The following is a 17,046-nucleotide window of genomic DNA, read 5'->3' as shown; positions in this document are numbered from 1 at the left end:
GTGCTTTCCTTAACCGACGCTGTGTTCAAGACTAATGGCGAGGAGTTTCTGGGCTTCAACGGCAAATTCCAGCGGCAGTTCAGAGAACACGTCCTTACAGAAGCCGTTAACGATCATTGAAATCGCATCTTCTTCACTGATCCCGCGTTGCAGGCAGTAGAAAAGCTGATCTTCACCAATACGTGACGTAGTTGCCTCATGCTCAAGCTGGGCGCTGTTATTGCGGCATTCGACATACGGGAAGGTATGCGCCCCGCAGTCCGCGCCAATCAGCATGGAGTCACATTGGGTGAAGTTACGCGCGTTGGTTGCCGTCGGCATGATTTTCACCAGCCCGCGATAGCTGTTCTGGCTGTGACCGGCAGAGATCCCTTTGGAGATGATGGTCGATTTGGTGTTTTTACCGATGTGGATCATCTTGGTGCCGGTATCGGCCTGCTGATGACCGCTGGTCAGTGCCACGGAGTAAAACTCACCGATTGAGTTGTCGCCGCGCAGAATACAGCTCGGGTATTTCCAGGTAATGGCGGAGCCGGTTTCTGACTGCGTCCAGGACATTTTGCTGTTTTCGCCTTCGCACAGCGCACGCTTGGTGACGAAGTTCAGAATACCGCCGGTGTTACCGTCGCCCGGGAACCAGTTCTGTACCGTAGAGTACTTCACTTCCGCATCTTTATGGATGATGACCTCCACCACCGCCGCGTGCAGCTGGTAGCTGTCGCGCACAGGAGCGGAGCACCCTTCGATGTAGCTAACGTAGCTGCCTTCATCGGCCACCAGGATGGTGCGTTCAAACTGGCCGGTTTTTTCCGCGTTGATGCGGAAATAGGTCGAGAGCTCCATCGGGCAGCGCACGCCTTTCGGCACGTAGATAAAGGTACCGTCTGACGCCACCGCCGCATTCAGTGCCGCGAAGAAGTTATCGTTACTGGGTACCACGGTGCCAATGTACTTTTTCACCAGCTCCGGGTGATCGTGAATGGCTTCCCCGAAGGAGCAGAAAATAATCCCCTGCTCCGCCAGTTTTTCACGGTAGGTGGTTGCCACCGAGACGGAGTCAAAAATGGCGTCTACCGCCACCTCTTTGCCTTCGCGCACGGGCACGCCGAGCTGATTGAACGCCTCTTCCACCTCTTTACTCAGGAAGCTGTTCTCGGCACCGGTTTGCTGTACCGCACCGGGTTGCGAGGCGCAGGTATCATCACAGCTGCCGCAGGAGGGCGCAGAGTAATAGCTATAATCCTGATAGTTCAGCTTATCGTAATGCGCTTTCAGCCAGTGGGGTTCTTCCATCTCCAGCCACGCGCGGAATGCGCTCAGGCGAAACTCCAGCATCCACTCCGGCTCGTTACGTTTCGCCGAAATGGCGCGCACGACCTCTTCGTTGATGCCTTTCGCCAGTTCATCGGTTTGCAGCTGCGTGAAGAAACCCTCTTTATAGTTGAGGTGTCCGCCGCTCCAGGTGTTTACATCACTCGTTGCTTCAGTATTACGAGACATAGTACCGCCTATACCCCAAAGCTTTCGCCGCAGCCGCATTCGTTCTGGGCTTTCGGGTTATGAAATTTGAATAACTGGTTTAAACCTTCCCGAACGTAGTCGACTTCGGTTCCATCGATAAAAGGCATCGCCTGTAGTGCGACGTATAACTTTGCACCGTCGGTTTCAAAGACCAGATCGTCCTTTTCAGGTTCGGTTACGGTATCCAGCACGTAGCCAAATCCCGCGCAGCCAGTCTGCTTAACGCCTAAGCGTACGCCGAGGATGTCGGGATTTTTTGCCACCAGCTCATGAATATGCGCCGCCGCCGCGGGCGTCAGCGTTAAGCCACGCCAGGCAAAATCGGCCGGATTGAAGGTTTCTGAATGCAGTTCCATAGGTCCACCTCATCTGATAAGCCACCAGGGCATAACACCATGTTAGTGATAACGATTATCACTTCAACCCCCTGCGAGCAGGGGCTTTGGGCTAAACCGCCCTTTTTGGCTACTTTCATTAAGCATAGACCCTGTGACGGGATGCGGATGGGATGGTTAGATTTGTTCAATGCATTGATAAATAACGAATTTCATAAGAAAGGCGGTGAGGTAGCGGGCAATGATAAAAATTGTATTGGAAATACCTATTTTTAAGATAGCTAAAGTACGCCCAGGCACCAAATACATTATTTACGGATGCCTCCCCCTTAAGCCAGGTTCTTTTTAATTCTTTTTTGCCTTACCTGAGCGCGCATAAAGACGTTTAATGGATGAGTTAACCATTATTTATCAGTCTGATAGTGGTTAAATTCCGCTCATGATTATTTACATAAACTCGTCCCTTTTCGGCGTAATGTTTCCCTTTTTAACCACTCATTCAGTAAGGGATCAAATTATGTGGAGTGCCCATAAAGCCGCAGTTCATGCTCGCCAGCATGCAGGTCAGTATAGCCAAAAAAGATGTGCAGAATTTGTTTCAAAATCCATTCGCTCCGGCGGTGCTAATCTACAGAACACGCATTATGCTAAGGATATGAAAAGCAATTTAATTCTGGCGGGTTTCCACCAGGTTTACGGTGAGCCTGTTGAGGGCGATGTAGCGGTGATCCAGCCCACAGCGCACCACCCATATGGCCACGCTTGCATCTATGGTGGGAACGGCGTCTGGTACTCTGATTTTGTTCAGCGAACAATGTATCCGGGAAAGGAATACCGGGAATTAAAGCCAGCATATGCAATTTACAGGCATGACTGACATGAAAAAAATAATTCTGGCGATCCTGCTTCTGCCCACTCTCGCATCCGCTGCACAGAAGTTCACCCCTGAGGTATCCGCTGCCCTTCAGTTTAATAAGTGGTACATCTCGCAAATTATTATCGGGAAAGAGCCCCTGAAAAACTATGAAGCGCTGAGGCCATATGTAACCCGCGAAACTATCAGCAAACTCAAAGCCATGGATAAGCTGGATCCAGATGAATATGACGTGCCTGACGTCGATATGTTCATCAAGGCTCAGGGATATGAAGATGACTGGGGCATCGTCAGTGCGCGGGCGCTGGATTACGATGCCGCCTGTATGCAGGTTTATATCTCATTCGGCAAAAAGCGGGATCACACCGTGATTGACTGCATGGTCAAGGAAGATGGCGTGTGGAAAGTTGAATCCGTGGCCAGTATGAATATTTCAGACAACCTGATGATGGAATAAACCGACGATATGACAGGGGTACTGATGCTATGCATCTTCGCGGATACCCCTGTCGTATCGCCAGAAGGCTAAAAACCCGCGCTGGCGGTTTACCGTTGGCCCCCTTAACATCAGTGATGGATCGAAACGGCGAAACCCTGTTCACGCCAGTGGTCGAGCTGCTCCTGTTGACGAGGCGTAGGCGCTTTACCGGTCCAGACGAAAATTTTTTGCCCGGGAAAGAGTTCCGGACGCGGAGAATCAATCGGCTCAGCCAGCACGTCAATATGCCAGCCCTGACAGGCAAGACGGGCCGCTTCCAGCCACAAATGCGTACGGTCGTCGCACTCCCACCCAATCAGCAGCGCATCCTTACCTGCTTTTTTTCGCGACTCACCCAGGCTTGCAACGGCAAACTCAATCAGGACACCGTCCAGCAGGCTCGCCATGTGACGCACCGTATTCTGGTCCTGGTTCATTCGCTGCCGCACAGGGGTGATGATGTTATCTATCAGAACATCCATCGCATGGTCACGGCGGAACTCGCCGATTTTGGCGCGCAGTTTTGCCGGGCTGGCATAGCGCAGAACGGTTAACATCTCTTCCTGAAACGATGCCCAGTTCCCCTGAGTCATCACTTCTGTATTTTCAAGAAGCGCTTTTACTTTACCGACCGAAACACCCGTTTTCATCAGGCGTTTGATCTCTTCGATACGCAGGATATCTTCATCGTCAAACTGACGATGGCCCCCTTCGCTTCGCTGCGGCTTCAACAATCCATAACGGCGCTGCCAGGCACGCAACGTAACGGGGTTGATACCGCATCGTTCGGCCACTTCGCCGATACTGTAATAGGCCATTAACTCCCTCACGCACAATACTTCCATACCTAACCAAACCAACCTTATCAGATTGTACAAATCATTTGTATAACTAACTCCTCGTTCTGAGACAAGTGAATGGCTCAAAGAACCACTCACTCGTTAATATATTGTTGTATAAATTTAGCCGTACGTACAGGTCACTTTTAACAGTTACGTACAGGTTTTTTATAAATCGTACTTTTTCTCGGGCCAGGCAATCGCCGGAATGCCCCCCAGACGCGGGCTGGCGAAAAGGTGACCCTGGAACTGAGAAATCCCGGCAGATTCCAGCCACATCCACTCTTCAGCTAGCTCTACGCCTACCGCACAGAACAGAATTTCCAGGGAGGCGCAGCATTTAATGATTGACTGAATGATTGCCTGACGCGGGCCGCTCTTGTGCACGTTAGCAATCAAATCACGGTTGATCTTGATTCTGTCCGGCTGGAACTGGGCCAGCAGTTGCAGACCGGCGAATCCCGCGCCAAAGTGATCGATGGCCACGCTGATCCCGGCGCTTTTAAGCTGTCTGACCGCGCTGGTGAACTCTTCGAAGCGCGAGATCGCCTCGCTCTCGGTGAACTCGACCACAATTTGCTCCGGCACAAAACCGTTCGCCTCAATTGCCGTCAGTAAAAAATCGACGGCGCCAGGAACATTGACCAGCGTCATCGGCAACAGATTAATGGACAACGTTTGAGTCTGTAGGCCCAGCGCGCTGGCCATCGACAAAGCCACCTGCTTACTCTTCAGATCCGATTCGTACAGCGCCTCACGCGACAGGTTGGCAAAGTAGCTTTCCGGGGACTCACCGGACGGCGTGCGGATCAGGGCTTCCCAGGAAACCACCTGCTGCATAAACGGATCGACGATAGGTTGAAATGCGAAACTACAGTCCGCGCCCTTTGCCACTACCGTTGGCTGGGAGGATAATGGCGTGTTTTCGGTGACAAACTCCCAGGCGTCAGCCGGAGGCAGCTCAAAGTAGTTGGCTTTTTCAGTGGCCTCAACGAAGGTGCGGAAAAATTGTAGGGCGCGATCGTTATAGGTCAGCTGATAGCGGGTTGTGCCTTTATCGAGTACCTTTTGTAGCACTTCGTCGGTGTCGTACTGACGAAGGTCAAAGAGCTCCATACCTACGTTGCCAAAACGTCTTGAAGGCCCGTGATCGCTTAATAATTCGACCACGTTGTGATGCCGTGGGTCACGGCAGATGAGCTGATAGATCTCCTTAACGTTATCAGCGGGCCCTTCAAGTAACTGAAAGAAGTGTGTGCCGTTAAACAGCAAAATCCCCGTCACATCGAACTGGCGATTTCTACAATTTGCAGCAGCGACCATGTCTTCCAGCGCTTTCACTGGAACGTCCTCGCAGATATGACTGCGGTAAATAATGGTTGTGAGCATGCTAATCCTGAAGATTGAGGGGGTGACCACGAAAACACGTGGGGAGAACTCTGTTATAGCACATTAATTACCCAATAAATAATTTACATCTCAACAATTTACATGACTTCTTTGCGCCTTTTCCGGGCTTGTACAACTCTGCAACGCCACTTCGAATTGTACAATATATTTTGTGAATTTAGCAGTAAGCTGTATACATATAACCATATGATAAATATATACTTTATCAAATATATTATAAAATATTTAAAAAATTGTACATTTTTAATGTACAGATTTGAAAATTATGTATACCTTAAATGTAACGTTACTGATTACGAAAATTTACAGGAGCGAAACATGCAGCAGAACGGACACCTCGCAGACACAGCAACAGCAATTGCGCAGTACTTCGAAAAAGCCGCGCTTCCAACCCAACAGGAAACATTGGGTCAGGTTGTTGTTGAAATCCTTAGCGACGGGCGGAATCTGAATCGCAAATCGCTCTGCACAAAACTGTTAAGTCGCCTTGAAAAGGCCAATGGCCCGGAAGAGGAGCATCATTATCACATGCTTCTTGGCCTGCTCTTCGAACGTTAATGTTATGAACAGCAGTGATGCGGACAGACTGATCGACCAGCTTATTGGAGAAGCCGCTCTTTCACTTTTGAAGGAGCGCGGTCCTGTAACGACCGAGGGTTTGGTTCAGCGTCTGCGTAACATGCAAGCCTGTGAGACGGATCCCCAGCGGCGGGAGACATTAGCGAGGGTGATAGCTGAAATCAGCTCTGGCACGGTCGCTTTTAAAGGTCGCAGAACCGCACAAGGACGAATTCAGAGAGAGGGATCTCTCAAAAATAACCGAGACAATGTAGTGCCGTTATTTGGAAATGGAAAACCGTCCGATCCCAAAAAGATACATTGACTACAACTTTACAGCTACGGTGAGAACAAATGAGACAAAATATTCAGCTTCAACCCGAATACCACTCCGCCTTTTTAGATAGCGCGTTGTCGGAGTATTTCCGTCACGCAGGCGATCGCTTTGCTGAAGAGTCTGCCATTTTTTCGACTGCGGTTCGTTGTGTTCTTGCTTCCGAAGGTCATCTGACCAACAAAGCGATCATTCTCTGGCTGATCCAGACGCTGGAATCCACCGATGATGTCGTTAAGGCGGATGTGATCCGCAAGACGCTGGAAATTGTCGTCGGTTACACCATGGACGATCTTTAACGCCTCACTCTTCCCATCTCTTCGGTTAGCGTGTCACCGTCAATTCTGACGAACGGACTGACGATGACACGCCCTCTCTCCCCTAACGCCCTGTTAATCAAGCACGCCGAATTTGGCATGGATCCTGCTTAGTCCGCTAAGGGACTGGGCTTTCCAGTAAACATTGCTTCATTTCTTAACAGGTCTGTTATTGATGAAAAAAATCGCCAGCGTCTGCCCCTACTGCGGTGCAGGCTGCAAACTTAACCTCGTCGTTAAAAATAACCGGATTATCCGTGCCGAAGCCGCTGATGGCGTAACTAATCAGGGCACGCTTTGCCTGAAAGGGTTCTACGGCTGGGACTTTCTTAATGATACTCGGCTGCTTACCCCCCGCCTGACGCAGCCCATGATCCGCTACAGCAAAGGCGAGGCCTTTACCCCTGTTACCTGGGAAGAGGCCATTCGCTATACCGCTTACAGGCTTAAAAGCATCAAAGAACAGTACGGCCCTCGGTCCATTATGACCACGGGTTCCTCGCGGGGAACGGGCAATGAGACCAACTATGTGATGCAAAAATTTGCCCGTGCGGTGTTGAATACTAACAACGTCGACTGCTGCGCCCGCGTCTGTCACGGTCCGTCCGTTGCCGGTTTACAGGAGACCCTCGGCAACGGCGCCATGAGCAATTCCATTAACGATATTGAAAACTCAAAATGCCTGCTGGTATTCGGCTATAACTGCGCCGACTCTCACCCCATCGTCGCCCGACGCGTGCTTAAAGCACGTGAAAATGGCGCTAAAATCATTGTCTGCGATCCGCGTCATATTGAAACGGCACGCATTGCCGATCTTCATCTTCAGTTAAAAAATGGCAGTAACATGGCGCTGGTCAATGCCTTTGGCTATGTCCTGCTTGAAGAGGAATTGTACGACAAAAACTACGTTGCTCGCTTTACAGAAGGGCTTGAGGCGTACCGACTGACGGTAAAAGATTACGCACCCGAGCAGGTTGAACATCTGACGGGGATCCCCGCGCGGGATATTCGTCAGGCAATGCGCATGTTCGCAGCGGCGCCTTCAGCAACGGTGATGTGGGGAATGGGCGTCACGCAGTTTGGTCAGGCGGTCGATGTGGTGAAAGGTCTCTCCAGCCTGGCACTGCTGACCGGCAATCTGGGCCGCCCTGCCGTCGGCGTGGGGCCGGTTCGCGGGCAAAATAACGTTCAGGGCGCCTGCGATATGGGTGTTCTGCCCAATATGTTTCCCGGCTACCAGGACGTCACTGATCCGGCGGTCAGACTGAAATTTGCTGATGCGTGGAAAATCAATGTCAACCGGATGGACGATCGCGTCGGAACGCGCATCACCGAAGTGCCGCATCTCGCGCTGGAAGGTAAGATCAAAGCGTATTACATCATGGGGGAAGATCCGCTTCAGACAGAAGCCGATCTGGGTCTGGTCCGCCGCGGCTTTGAGGCGCTCGATTTTGTGGTGGTTCAGGACATCTTTATGACCAAAACGGCAGAGCTGGCTGACGTGCTGCTCCCTGCCACCTCATGGGGAGAACACGCCGGTGTGTTCACCTGTGCCGATCGCGGCTTTCAGCGTTTCGGCAAAGCCATTGAGTCCAGCGGCAATGTCAGGCGCGACTGGGAGATCATCAGCCTGCTGGCCACGGAAATGGGCTATCCCATGCATTACGAGGATAACCAGCAGATCTGGGACGAAATGCGCGAGCTGTGCCCCCTCTTCTACGGCGTGACCTACGAAAAAATGGGCGAGATGGGTCACGTTCAATGGCCGTGCCCGACGCTGGATCATCCCGGTACGCCGTACCTGTACAAAGATAATCAGTTCGATACCCCGAGCGGTAAAGGGCAGCTCTTTGCCGCACCGTGGCGCGCGCCAGCGGAAATCCCGGATGCGGATTTCCCGCTGGTGCTCTGTACGGTCCGCGAGGTGGGCCACTACTCCTGCCGCTCCATGACCGGGAACTGCGCGGCGCTGCAAAGCCTGGCCGACGAGCCGGGCCGGGTGCAAATTAACCCGGCCGACGCGGATGAACGGGGGATTGCCGAAGGCCAGCTGGTCTGGGTACGTTCACGCCGGGGTAAAGTGATCACCCGCGCCAGCATCAGCGAGCGCATCAATGCGGGAGCAATCTATATGACCTACCAGTGGTGGATTGGCGCCTGTAATGAGCTGACGCAGGATAATCTCGACCCGATCTCCAGAACGCCGGAAACGAAGTATTGCGCCGTGCAGCTTGAGGCAATCGAGGACCAGCGCTGGGCGGAGGATTTTGCGGCTTCCGCGTACCAGACCATGAAGACGCGGTTGATCGCTGCGGTTAACGTTTAAATGCTTGTCGGGTGGCGGCTATCGCTGCCCGGCCAGCTATCCGCTGCCGTTTCAGGCTATTTGTTGTGCATAATTATTTTCCAGGTAATCGCGAAGCAGGTTCGGCCGGCTCTTTTTCTCCATCAGCCTTCTCAACAGTACGATCAGCTCGTAATCGCTTCGCAGATTAAATTTTTGCATCATCATATATTTATGGGTAAAGACCGTTTTTTCGCTCATCTCCAGCGCCTGAGCGGTCTGCACTACCGACAGCCCTCGGTAAAAATTGACCAGAATACGAATTTGTTGCCGGGATAACCCTTTATGCTGGCAGTCGAAACAGGTCTTTTTATTCCAGGTGTAACCCGGTAATTGCGTCGTGAACCACGCAATAAACAGAACGCCGCTAATACGATCAAGCGATGCCCGGCGAGGAAGAAAAATAATGTCCTGAAAGCAGGAAGGCAGAGCCGAAAAGCGCAGCTCATCGTCGACGAGACCTATCACAATTCCTTTTTGCCGGGCCAGTAATTCCGGAAAACAGGTCAGCGTTTCCCCCTGACATAATGAAAGAACAATAATATCGGCCTGGCTGACGTTTTCATTGGTCAGCGCCAGGTGAAAAGTGATGGAGCGATGAAAGTTATGCTTAAAAAAATCTTCGAAAAAGCTCTGTAGCCCAGCCTGAAAAAACAGATCCGTTTCCTGAATCAGAATATTTAACATAGTTCACACCAACGTCTTTAAAAAAGGCTTATCACCGGCATTCAGTTGTACTGCATCGTCATCACCACAACCGCGCGGATGCTTCCCGGCGTGGCGCCCCCCGTCATGGATTTTACCGAGGCCAGCATAGCTAATGTCGCGGTTCTGTCCGCGGCAATGGTCTGGGTCATGCTGGAGCCTGTTCCTTTAAGCGCACCGGTTTGGGCATCGCGCATGGCTATCGCCACATGTGTGGCCGAACCGCTGTTCATAAAATAGTCCGCGCCCGCCTCAGGATCGGGGCTGCCGGTGAAAGCGACGGTCACACTCTGCGTTCCCGTTGGGCACTGGGTAAACAGCAGACTGAAAGGCACCGGATCCGATGTTGAGCCCGGCGTCGCCATATTGGTTGCCTGAATATTGCCCAGATTGACATCGAGATTGTTATTGCCGCCATTAAATATGCATGGCGACGCCACGATATTTCCCGTCACACCGATGTTGACGCTATCAGCGGAGCATACCTTCCCGCTGAGTAAGGCAAGTAACAGCAGTGTCCTGCATCTTATTTTCATCTTCTTACCTGCTACTGGTAGGTCAAATTCAGGGTGGCGGAGGCATTCGCTGAACCTGACTCCACGCGGGTTAACGTCTGGTAATATCGGGCCGTTAATGGCAACGTCTCTTGCCCCCCGGCAGACTGTCGCAAAAATAGTCGGCTGTTCATCGCCAGCGGTGCACCGTTATAGATTAGCTGCACCCCCACCCCTTTTGCAGTGCCGGCATTTCCCTGCCCGGTTAAGGCCATCACGCTGGTATTGGCGCTGTCCGGATTCTGTATTCCACTGAGCGAGACCGTAATATTGGTTCCGGCGGCGCAAGTTAAGCCCAGGTTTTGCGTGTTCTGTGCTCTCGCTGGCGTGGTGCCCACCACGGTGCCGAACACCGAAGCGGGAATATCCCCTATCGGAAACGTCAGCTGGGCCGTATTCACCGTGCACGCCAGGGCATTGATGTTGCCGGAGGTGAGCTGCGTGGTCAGACCGTCACGGTAGAGGCCGTCGCTTCCCTGAAGCGTCACGACGCCAATCACCCCCGGGGTTAATGCCCCCGATGAGACCGGGCCGGTCACCACCAGCTCAATCCTCCCGCCGTACCAGTCCACATAGGAGGTCTGCGCATTGTACGAGAACGTATTGCTCGGGTTTTCAAAATAGCCGTTGGAGGAAAAGCGTATCCCTATCCCGCTGACGTTCGTGTTGTAAACATGGTTGCCGTAGCTGCTCAACGTGGCGCTGTTGTAGCGCATGCTGAATCCCAGCATCAGCGGATTCGTACACCCGGTAAGATAGGAGCCTGTGGCTGACGCCGCGCCGGAAAATACCACCGTGCCGACAGGCGCATCGCGCTGCACGTTGATCGTCCCCACGGACAGGGTGGAAAGCTGTGGGATGATGGTGGTGCAGGTACCGGCACGAGCGATACTTCCCGCCGCGAGCAAACAGAGCAGCAGCATCGTGTTAAGACATTTCATGTTAGCGTTCCTGACGGCAGGTGGTGTGCATATCAGCGATCCCACCGTACGTTGAGTGATTCGGCAGCGTGAAATCAGCGCGGCATTGCTGGCTGGATTGACTTCCCCATGTGGCGACTAACGTTCCCTGCTCGCGCATCCCGGTTAAATAGACCTGACCGCGATCGCCGACAATAAAACTGCCGCTTTCATCACCCACAAGGGTGACCACCGCCCCAAACGGAACGGCGCGGTCGTTGTCGGTCAAGGTCATCAGCACCCGGCGACCTGACTTCGGCAGATAATCGGCTCTCACCACCGCTCCCCGCGTCGGCGTCACCGTGCGGGTGTTGATCTCCAGCTCGACATCGTCCGGCATCGTTTCCGGGTCGAGGGTGAGATCGTTTTTCCGGTAGACAGAAAGGTTGCTCACGACCGTATATCCGCGAAAATCTGTCCGTACACCGGGCTGATTGCGGATATCCACGTAGTAGGCGCCTGGGGCTTTGATTAAGACGCTGGTCTCCCCCAGCGGCTGGGAAAGCGTGATGCCATCAGCATGGGCGAGAATGCCGCCTTGCAGCCCGTAATTCAGGCGTTCACTGTTTTTGTCATAACCATAACCTGCCGTGACTTCGCCATAGGTGCCTTTATAGTCCGCGTTCACGTTGCCGGTATTCCCCACGCCCTCTGTGCCATATCCCTGCTGGACGTTCCAGCTCAGGGCACGGTTCTCGAGTGCCACCCCGTTCAGGCCGACGTTATACGTCGTCCCGTTATTGCTGCTGGCGTTCATGCCATAGTTAGCCCATGTCTGCGGCAAAAATTTATCCAGCGGAATGCTGACGTTGAACGACAGAAGCTGGTCGTGGTCAGCGTTTTTTTGGCTTTTGCGGTTTTCTGACGCTGAGCGGACATTTTTGCTGTAGGTCCATGTCAGGCCATAGCTGATGTTGTGCCAGTAGTTGCTATAGCCGACGCTCCACGAAGCCATCGACTTACCGTCATTCCAGTAATCTTCCCGCGCCGCACTGAGGGTAAGCGCGCCCAGGTTGTCCCCCAGCGTCTGGCTCATCGTCAGCTCGGCACGGTTACGTCGCCTGTCCTGAAGCGCGCTGCTGTCTCCGTACGAACCGAGGACGTCCTGCATCCCGTAATAGCCGCGGGTCGAGTAGCGATACCCGGCAATCGAAAAGTTGGTCCCGGTAGTGATAAAATTCTTGCTGTATCTGGCCCGCCACGACTGACCGCTTGTTTTCGCGGTATGCTCCGGCGTTGACCAGCCCTGAGTGACGTCTGCGGATACAGCCCCGAGATCGCCCATGTTCTTGCCCATCCCCAGAGCCGCCGACTGGTACTTATCTGCCCCCTGGACGCCGCCATAGAGCGTGATCCCGTGAGGGAGGCCGTAAATTCCGGTCAGTTGCCCGAAGGGGGTTTTCTCCACGCTACGGTTATACGAGCGATATTGCCCGGCGGTAAGGGCATATTTCAGTCGCCCCTCCCGTTGCAGGACCGGCAGCGAAGCGTACGGCAGGGTGAAATGTTGCTCACTGCCATCGGCTTCGACGATCGTGACATCAAGATCGCCCGCGCCGCCGGTGGGATACATATCCGCGATCTCAAACGCGCCCGGCGCCACGTAGCTTTGGTAGATTTGATAGCCATTCTGACGCACCACGACCTGCGCGTTAGTTCGCGCAATACCGCGCACCACCGGCGCATAGCCTTTCAGGGAATCCGGCAGCATATCGTCGTCGGACGCCAGCTGGACGCCGCGAAACGGCATGCTGTCAAAGACATCGGCAGGCGCGGAACTGTCTCCGAGCGTAAGCTGGGCTTGCAGGGGAATAATCGCGCGCTGCATCAAGGTGTAGACGTTGTCCCACTTATCCTGGCCGGACGCATCGCGGGACCAGGTGGTGTAGTTGCGTAACCGCCAGGGACCGACGTTGATCCCCGGCCGCAGGTTTGCATACTGGCTGTCGCTGCGGGTGCCTGCCCCGCTTCTTGCCCGGCTGTTTGCCCCGCTCAGGCTGTAGTTGAGCATGGCCGCGGTAATGCCTTCATCCCACATATCCGGCGGAACGTAACCTCTCGCTGGCAGGTCTATGGCCGCCTGTGGGATGCTGATCGCCAGGCGCTGGGCGCCAAACTGGAAATCCGCGCTGGCCTGTGGAATCGCCCTGAGATCGGCGCATTCTCCTTCCCCGGCGTCGAGCTGCGGGAAAAGCGCCGTTTTCACGCCCCACGCTTTTAACTGCCCGATACTCAGGCACGGCTGCAACGTTTCACTGCCGTTAGCATCCTTCACTGCCATGAAACGAATATCCCGCGTTTCCAGCAGCCGATCGTCAAGAATAATATCAACATGGTATGTCCCGGGCGCCTGCGAGCCGGATTCAAAGGCAGATAAATCCGCTTTCCCCATTCCGGGATTATCCAGCTCTACCAGTTCCGTATTAAACGTCTCACTGGCATACAGTGTGGGAGAGACACCAGCAAGCGCGAGGGCAATAAATATTGCCAGGCGCGCAGGCTGCATTGTATTCAATGCCGTTGTCATGACGAGCACCTGATTAACGCGTAAGGATCACAAACTGGCCCGGTGTAATTCACCAGGGCTGCCATAATCGTTAATGACTTTAAACGTCAGCGTATTGCCACTGGTTCCATTCGGTAACGGGAAACGGGCTGTGCCCGAAGGCATCACATACGTGACATCGTCAAGTTTCTTATTACCCAACGTAATTTCATTGAAATTGATAACGTACGGCGTTGGATTATTAACCAGAAGGGTATTTCCCGCACGACGCCAGGTTAATTTATTGGCCTGCTCCTCGGGGGTAGACGCACGAAGAGCCTCTGGTCGATAAATTAATTTGATGCGCGTTTTGACGGCAATTTGCAGCGAGTTCATCTGCTTAGAGGCTGACGGAATAGCTTTGATGTTCAGCCAGAATAAACTCTCCTGCCCTTGAGGCAGAGAGCCTGTCATGACAATACGCTCGAGGTTTTTTTGTCCGCCGTCCAGCCGATACAGCGGAGGAGTAATAATAAAAGGCGCTTTACCCGATTGTTCATCCTGAACATCTATCCACGACTGAATTAAATAAGGACCGTTATCAGGATTCGTAATATTTATTGACGCTTCTTTTTTAGCCCCATCAAAAATAACACGGGTGCCGCCAATAATTACTCCTGCACTGGCGGATGTTAACGTCAGCGGTAACAGCGCCATAACCAGGCCCGTTGTGGTGATAAAACGCATTTTTTACCTCATAAAACAAGGGGCCAGGCGGCCCCCTGCTAATTACTGCCATTGACTTAGTTGTACACCACAGAGAAGTTCGCGACCGAGTTAGCCGGGCCCGCGGTAACGGATGCCGCGGTGGAAATATACTGCGCGTAGAAGCTCAACGTATTATCAGCCGTACTGCTGAGTGCGTAGGTATAGCTGTTGCTGCCGTGCAGCGGCAGATCGGCTTTATCTGCCGTCATCAGGTTAATCGCCATCCCGGTAGCCGCTCCCGCCACGGACGTATCAATCGCCAGCAGGCTGGCGTTGGTTAAATCCGGCGTGCCATCAAAACGGACTTTTGCATTGGTGACCGTTACCGGACAGTTTTTCAAAATAATATTAAACTGCGTCGCAGCCGTTCTCGCCCCGGTTGTCGGGAATTCCGTTTTATAATAATCGCCCAATACCACCACCTGATTCTGGGATGCCACATCAACGTCGCAGGCAGAATCCAGAATATTTCCGTTAAAATTAACGGTACCGGCCGCTGCCAATGCATTGGTCATAGTGAGTACAGAACCTGCCGCTAACATTGCCATCATCAATTTTTTATTCATAATTTTATATCCCGTATTACTCTATTTATTACCGACATTCAGTTGCAGAAATTAAACCCCTTCCGACGAGTCAAAATTTATACAACTCCTTTTCCGCATACAATCAATTTTGAGGTCTAGCTGTAGACCCTCTTTTAACAAATAAAAAACATATTCACTCGGGAATAGCTTAAGAATAATGTCCACAGTCTACTTTTAGACCTGAACAAAAAAAGTTGCAATTTCAATTAATTAACACTTAAAAAAAGATAAGTCTATAATTAGACTCGCTGCTAACATTCCCTGACCTGCTGTTTTTTAAGATAATTCTTTATGCCGATCAAAAAATGATCGCATCAGTCAGTGAGGTCTCAAATGAATACCCGATTCGCGCCTGAGTCAGAAATTGATAAATCAACAGTGCTCGGCGCTAAGCCTTTTAAGCACATTGAAAAAATAATCGATAATGTTTTGCCGCATGCGGAGAGAGGCATTATTGCCAGAGGAGAAATTATCCATTATTGCTCCGGCGATACCCGTCAATGCTTTTTACTGTTGCATGGCAGCGTGGCGTTGCACCGTCGCGGGGACGGTATCGTCTTAAATTCTGAATCTGCGCCATTTATACTCGGCGTGAGCAGCCAGTTATCGTCTGAGCACCTGTACGTCAGAGCGCTGGAAACCTCAGAGGTGGCCAGCGTTTCGCTGGCGCGTTTCAATCATGTTGTCGCACAACAGAATTTATGGGAGCACTTCTCAAACCTGCTGATCTATACCGCATCGCGCGTTTACGAACATTGCGCCCAGATATCGCAAATGTCGGCTTATGACATTATCCGCTTTCAGCTGGTTGAGTTGATGCAGGAGCCGGAAGCCATTAGACAAAACATTACCGCCGCAGCCTATATCAAAAGCCGCACCTATCTTTCACGCAGTGGCATTATGCGGATCCTCGCGGAGTTGCGGACGGGGAAATACATCACCATGGAGCGTGGCGTTCTAGTAGAGATCCATCACTTACCCCGTAAATACTGAGGCTGTATTTATCTCTGGAGAAGGTGGAAAAGAAGAGCGACACTATAGAGAGTACAGTCTCTTTCCAGGTTAACGCTATGTCTTCTGACAAACCATCGCATCGCGGATCTCCCTATGCTCAGGAACTGATTTCTCATTTACAGCCGCACTGCACCACGCATAAAACCGATCCCTGCGAGCAACTTGATCTCCAGGTAAACGGGCAGAGCATGTGTTATTTAATTCTTGACGGCACGGTCGCCATATACAGAAGAAGCGACGACATGATGCTTTCGACGGCGCGCAGTCCCGCCCTGTTTGGCCTCGCTAACCTGACGGACATCTATTTTACCGACTACCTTCGAACGGTAACGCCTTGCCTGATTGGTGTGCTCACGACCGAGCGGGTGGCTGAAATTATCAAAGAGAAGGCGCTGTGGGGGCTGCTTTCTAATCATCTGATGTTTGTCTATAACCGGCTTTATCACAACGTCATGCCGAAAGGCGCGCCAACCGCGTACGAGATGATTCGCCAGCAGCTCGTGCTGCTGATGCAGGAAGATGACAGCTACCGACGTAGCGTGACGGCGGAAAGGTATATCAGGGATAAAACCCAGCTTTCCCGCAGCGGCGTAATGCGGATCCTGGCTGACCTGAAAACGGGCGGGTTCATCGAAATGGAAGAAGGCCGGCTGATTAAAATTAACAAACTGCCTGCCAGATACTGACTGTCAGACACAAAAAAGGCCGCGCTTGCGGCCTTTTCTTCACTGCTTAATGGACGTGAACGCCCAACCGCCAGGCAAAGTAGATCTCTTCTTTCAGTTCGTTTGAAGAGAGCGCCAGCAAATCCGTAAATTCCAGCTCAAGCTGTTTCAGCTTTTTCAGGTACTGCGCTGGAGACAGATTGCTTTTATCGCGACGTAAATATTCAATTGCCAGCTGTGTTGGGGTTATTTCAGTATCCATGATGTCCTCGCTTATGTTCAAAACGTGACCAGTATAT

Annotated in this window: 19 protein-coding genes; 8 read left to right on the top strand and 11 right to left on the bottom strand. The window is 52.3% G+C overall.

All coding sequences use genetic code 11. The features are described from left to right. Nucleotides 1–9: 9 nt before the first annotated feature. Nucleotides 10–1,500 (bottom strand): Fe-S cluster assembly protein SufB, encoded by a 1,491-nt coding sequence (gene sufB / locus L384_RS06565; RefSeq protein WP_003857739.1) that lies wholly within the window; start codon nucleotides 1,498–1,500, stop codon nucleotides 10–12. An 8-nt stretch (nucleotides 1,501–1,508) separates the two neighbouring features. Beyond that, nucleotides 1,509–1,877: a Fe-S cluster assembly scaffold SufA gene (gene sufA / locus L384_RS06570; protein ID WP_003857741.1), complete on the bottom strand. Its 369-nt coding sequence runs from the start codon at nucleotides 1,875–1,877 to the stop codon at nucleotides 1,509–1,511. A gap of 496 nt (nucleotides 1,878–2,373) precedes the next feature. On the opposite strand from sufA, the gene L384_RS0121220 reads away from it, so the two are divergent. After that, nucleotides 2,374–2,733, top strand: a complete 360-nt coding sequence (locus L384_RS0121220; RefSeq protein WP_032628209.1) for a hypothetical protein — start codon at nucleotides 2,374–2,376, stop codon at nucleotides 2,731–2,733. Nucleotide 2,734: 1 nt separating this feature from the next. Continuing rightward, nucleotides 2,735–3,187, top strand: a complete 453-nt coding sequence (locus L384_RS06575) for a DUF3828 domain-containing protein (RefSeq protein ID WP_023324526.1) — start codon at nucleotides 2,735–2,737, stop codon at nucleotides 3,185–3,187. A 110-nt stretch (nucleotides 3,188–3,297) separates the two neighbouring features. Here L384_RS06575 and L384_RS06580 read toward each other — a convergent pair whose 3' ends face one another. Together L384_RS06580 and L384_RS06585 are read right to left on the bottom strand one after the other, a co-directional pair. Next, the gene (locus L384_RS06580) at nucleotides 3,298–4,026 is read right to left on the bottom strand and encodes a MerR family transcriptional regulator (RefSeq protein WP_023324525.1); all 729 of its coding nucleotides are present in this window, start codon (nucleotides 4,024–4,026) and stop codon (nucleotides 3,298–3,300) included. A gap of 189 nt (nucleotides 4,027–4,215) precedes the next feature. After that, the gene (locus L384_RS06585; protein ID WP_003857746.1) at nucleotides 4,216–5,436 is read right to left on the bottom strand and encodes a diguanylate phosphodiesterase; all 1,221 of its coding nucleotides are present in this window, start codon (nucleotides 5,434–5,436) and stop codon (nucleotides 4,216–4,218) included. Nucleotides 5,437–5,775: 339 nt separating this feature from the next. Here L384_RS06585 and ycgZ point away from each other — a divergent pair, with 339 nt between their 5' ends. From ycgZ to fdhF, 4 genes are all read left to right on the top strand, one after another. Continuing rightward, the gene (gene ycgZ / locus L384_RS06590; RefSeq protein WP_003857747.1) at nucleotides 5,776–6,015 is read left to right on the top strand and encodes a regulatory protein YcgZ; all 240 of its coding nucleotides are present in this window, start codon (nucleotides 5,776–5,778) and stop codon (nucleotides 6,013–6,015) included. Nucleotides 6,016–6,019: 4 nt separating this feature from the next. Beyond that, entirely contained in the window at nucleotides 6,020–6,340 is a 321-nt protein-coding gene (locus tag L384_RS22060) for a hypothetical protein (protein WP_032658210.1), read from the top strand. A gap of 29 nt (nucleotides 6,341–6,369) precedes the next feature. Beyond that, on the top strand, nucleotides 6,370–6,648 hold the full coding sequence (locus tag L384_RS06595; protein WP_003857748.1) for a biofilm/acid-resistance regulator YmgB/AriR: 279 nt from the start codon (nucleotides 6,370–6,372) through the stop codon (nucleotides 6,646–6,648). A 193-nt stretch (nucleotides 6,649–6,841) separates the two neighbouring features. Beyond that, complete coding sequence (fdhF, locus tag L384_RS06600; RefSeq protein ID WP_023324524.1) at nucleotides 6,842–8,992, top strand: formate dehydrogenase subunit alpha; 2,151 nt, start codon at nucleotides 6,842–6,844, stop codon at nucleotides 8,990–8,992. A 51-nt stretch (nucleotides 8,993–9,043) separates the two neighbouring features. Here the strand turns inward: fdhF and L384_RS06605 are convergent, their stop codons facing one another. Genes L384_RS06605 through L384_RS06630 form a run of 6 tightly spaced genes read right to left on the bottom strand, consistent with a single transcriptional unit; the run spans nucleotide 9,044 to nucleotide 15,047 of the window. Next, a complete protein-coding gene (locus L384_RS06605) occupies nucleotides 9,044–9,697 on the bottom strand; it encodes a helix-turn-helix transcriptional regulator (protein WP_023324523.1) in 654 nt (217 codons plus the stop codon). Nucleotides 9,698–9,738: 41 nt separating this feature from the next. Beyond that, a complete protein-coding gene (locus L384_RS06610) occupies nucleotides 9,739–10,251 on the bottom strand; it encodes a fimbrial protein (RefSeq protein ID WP_022650916.1) in 513 nt (170 codons plus the stop codon). Between the two features lie 11 nt (nucleotides 10,252–10,262). Next, a complete protein-coding gene (locus tag L384_RS06615) occupies nucleotides 10,263–11,210 on the bottom strand; it encodes a fimbrial protein (protein ID WP_023324522.1) in 948 nt (315 codons plus the stop codon). 1 nt (nucleotide 11,211) lies between these two features. Then, nucleotides 11,212–13,755 carry a fimbria/pilus outer membrane usher protein gene (locus L384_RS06620; protein ID WP_023324521.1) on the bottom strand — a complete coding sequence of 848 codons (2,544 nt, stop codon included), beginning with the start codon at nucleotides 13,753–13,755 and terminating at the stop codon, nucleotides 11,212–11,214. A 27-nt stretch (nucleotides 13,756–13,782) separates the two neighbouring features. Then, the gene (locus tag L384_RS06625; RefSeq protein WP_023315939.1) at nucleotides 13,783–14,460 is read right to left on the bottom strand and encodes a fimbrial biogenesis chaperone; all 678 of its coding nucleotides are present in this window, start codon (nucleotides 14,458–14,460) and stop codon (nucleotides 13,783–13,785) included. 56 nt (nucleotides 14,461–14,516) lie between these two features. Beyond that, a complete protein-coding gene (locus L384_RS06630) occupies nucleotides 14,517–15,047 on the bottom strand; it encodes a fimbrial protein (protein ID WP_023324520.1) in 531 nt (176 codons plus the stop codon). A 354-nt stretch (nucleotides 15,048–15,401) separates the two neighbouring features. Between L384_RS06630 and L384_RS06635 the strand changes: the two genes are divergently transcribed. Further along, complete coding sequence (locus tag L384_RS06635) at nucleotides 15,402–16,061, top strand: winged helix-turn-helix transcriptional regulator (RefSeq protein WP_003857763.1); 660 nt, start codon at nucleotides 15,402–15,404, stop codon at nucleotides 16,059–16,061. A gap of 77 nt (nucleotides 16,062–16,138) precedes the next feature. After that, nucleotides 16,139–16,768, top strand: coding sequence for a helix-turn-helix domain-containing protein (locus tag L384_RS06640; RefSeq protein ID WP_023324519.1), 630 nt, complete (start codon nucleotides 16,139–16,141; stop codon nucleotides 16,766–16,768). Nucleotides 16,769–16,814: 46 nt separating this feature from the next. On the opposite strand, the gene L384_RS06645 is transcribed toward L384_RS06640, so the two are convergent. Continuing rightward, entirely contained in the window at nucleotides 16,815–17,009 is a 195-nt protein-coding gene (locus L384_RS06645) for a YdiH family protein (protein ID WP_003857766.1), read from the bottom strand. Nucleotides 17,010–17,046 lie beyond the last annotated feature (37 nt).

Source organism: Enterobacter sp. MGH 38, from assembly GCF_000492855.1.
Classification (GTDB): domain Bacteria; phylum Pseudomonadota; class Gammaproteobacteria; order Enterobacterales; family Enterobacteriaceae; genus Enterobacter; species Enterobacter hormaechei_C.
This window is presented reverse-complemented; position numbering and strand designations above follow the sequence as displayed.

Bases quoted from the DNA above. Each gene is read 5' to 3' on its own strand.
- L384_RS06580 (WP_023324525.1), bottom strand. From the start codon at position 4,026: ATGGCCTATTACAGTATCGGCGAAGTGGCCGAACGATGCGGTATCAAC.
- L384_RS0121220 (WP_032628209.1), top strand. From the start codon at position 2,374: ATGTGGAGTGCCCATAAAGCCGCAGTTCATGCTCGCCAGCATGCAGGT.
- L384_RS22060 (WP_032658210.1), top strand. From the start codon at position 6,020: ATGAACAGCAGTGATGCGGACAGACTGATCGACCAGCTTATTGGAGAA.
- L384_RS06630 (WP_023324520.1), bottom strand. From the start codon at position 15,047: ATGAATAAAAAATTGATGATGGCAATGTTAGCGGCAGGTTCTGTACTC.
- L384_RS06585 (WP_003857746.1), bottom strand. From the start codon at position 5,436: ATGCTCACAACCATTATTTACCGCAGTCATATCTGCGAGGACGTTCCA.
- ycgZ (WP_003857747.1), top strand. From the start codon at position 5,776: ATGCAGCAGAACGGACACCTCGCAGACACAGCAACAGCAATTGCGCAG.
- L384_RS06620 (WP_023324521.1), bottom strand. From the start codon at position 13,755: ATGACAACGGCATTGAATACAATGCAGCCTGCGCGCCTGGCAATATTT.
- sufA (WP_003857741.1), bottom strand. From the start codon at position 1,877: ATGGAACTGCATTCAGAAACCTTCAATCCGGCCGATTTTGCCTGGCGT.
- L384_RS06645 (WP_003857766.1), bottom strand. From the start codon at position 17,009: ATGGATACTGAAATAACCCCAACACAGCTGGCAATTGAATATTTACGT.
- L384_RS06575 (WP_023324526.1), top strand. From the start codon at position 2,735: ATGAAAAAAATAATTCTGGCGATCCTGCTTCTGCCCACTCTCGCATCC.
- L384_RS06595 (WP_003857748.1), top strand. From the start codon at position 6,370: ATGAGACAAAATATTCAGCTTCAACCCGAATACCACTCCGCCTTTTTA.
- L384_RS06615 (WP_023324522.1), bottom strand. From the start codon at position 11,210: ATGAAATGTCTTAACACGATGCTGCTGCTCTGTTTGCTCGCGGCGGGA.
- L384_RS06635 (WP_003857763.1), top strand. From the start codon at position 15,402: ATGAATACCCGATTCGCGCCTGAGTCAGAAATTGATAAATCAACAGTG.
- L384_RS06625 (WP_023315939.1), bottom strand. From the start codon at position 14,460: ATGCGTTTTATCACCACAACGGGCCTGGTTATGGCGCTGTTACCGCTG.
- L384_RS06605 (WP_023324523.1), bottom strand. From the start codon at position 9,697: ATGTTAAATATTCTGATTCAGGAAACGGATCTGTTTTTTCAGGCTGGG.
- sufB (WP_003857739.1), bottom strand. From the start codon at position 1,500: ATGTCTCGTAATACTGAAGCAACGAGTGATGTAAACACCTGGAGCGGC.
- L384_RS06640 (WP_023324519.1), top strand. From the start codon at position 16,139: ATGTCTTCTGACAAACCATCGCATCGCGGATCTCCCTATGCTCAGGAA.
- fdhF (WP_023324524.1), top strand. From the start codon at position 6,842: ATGAAAAAAATCGCCAGCGTCTGCCCCTACTGCGGTGCAGGCTGCAAA.
- L384_RS06610 (WP_022650916.1), bottom strand. From the start codon at position 10,251: ATGAAAATAAGATGCAGGACACTGCTGTTACTTGCCTTACTCAGCGGG.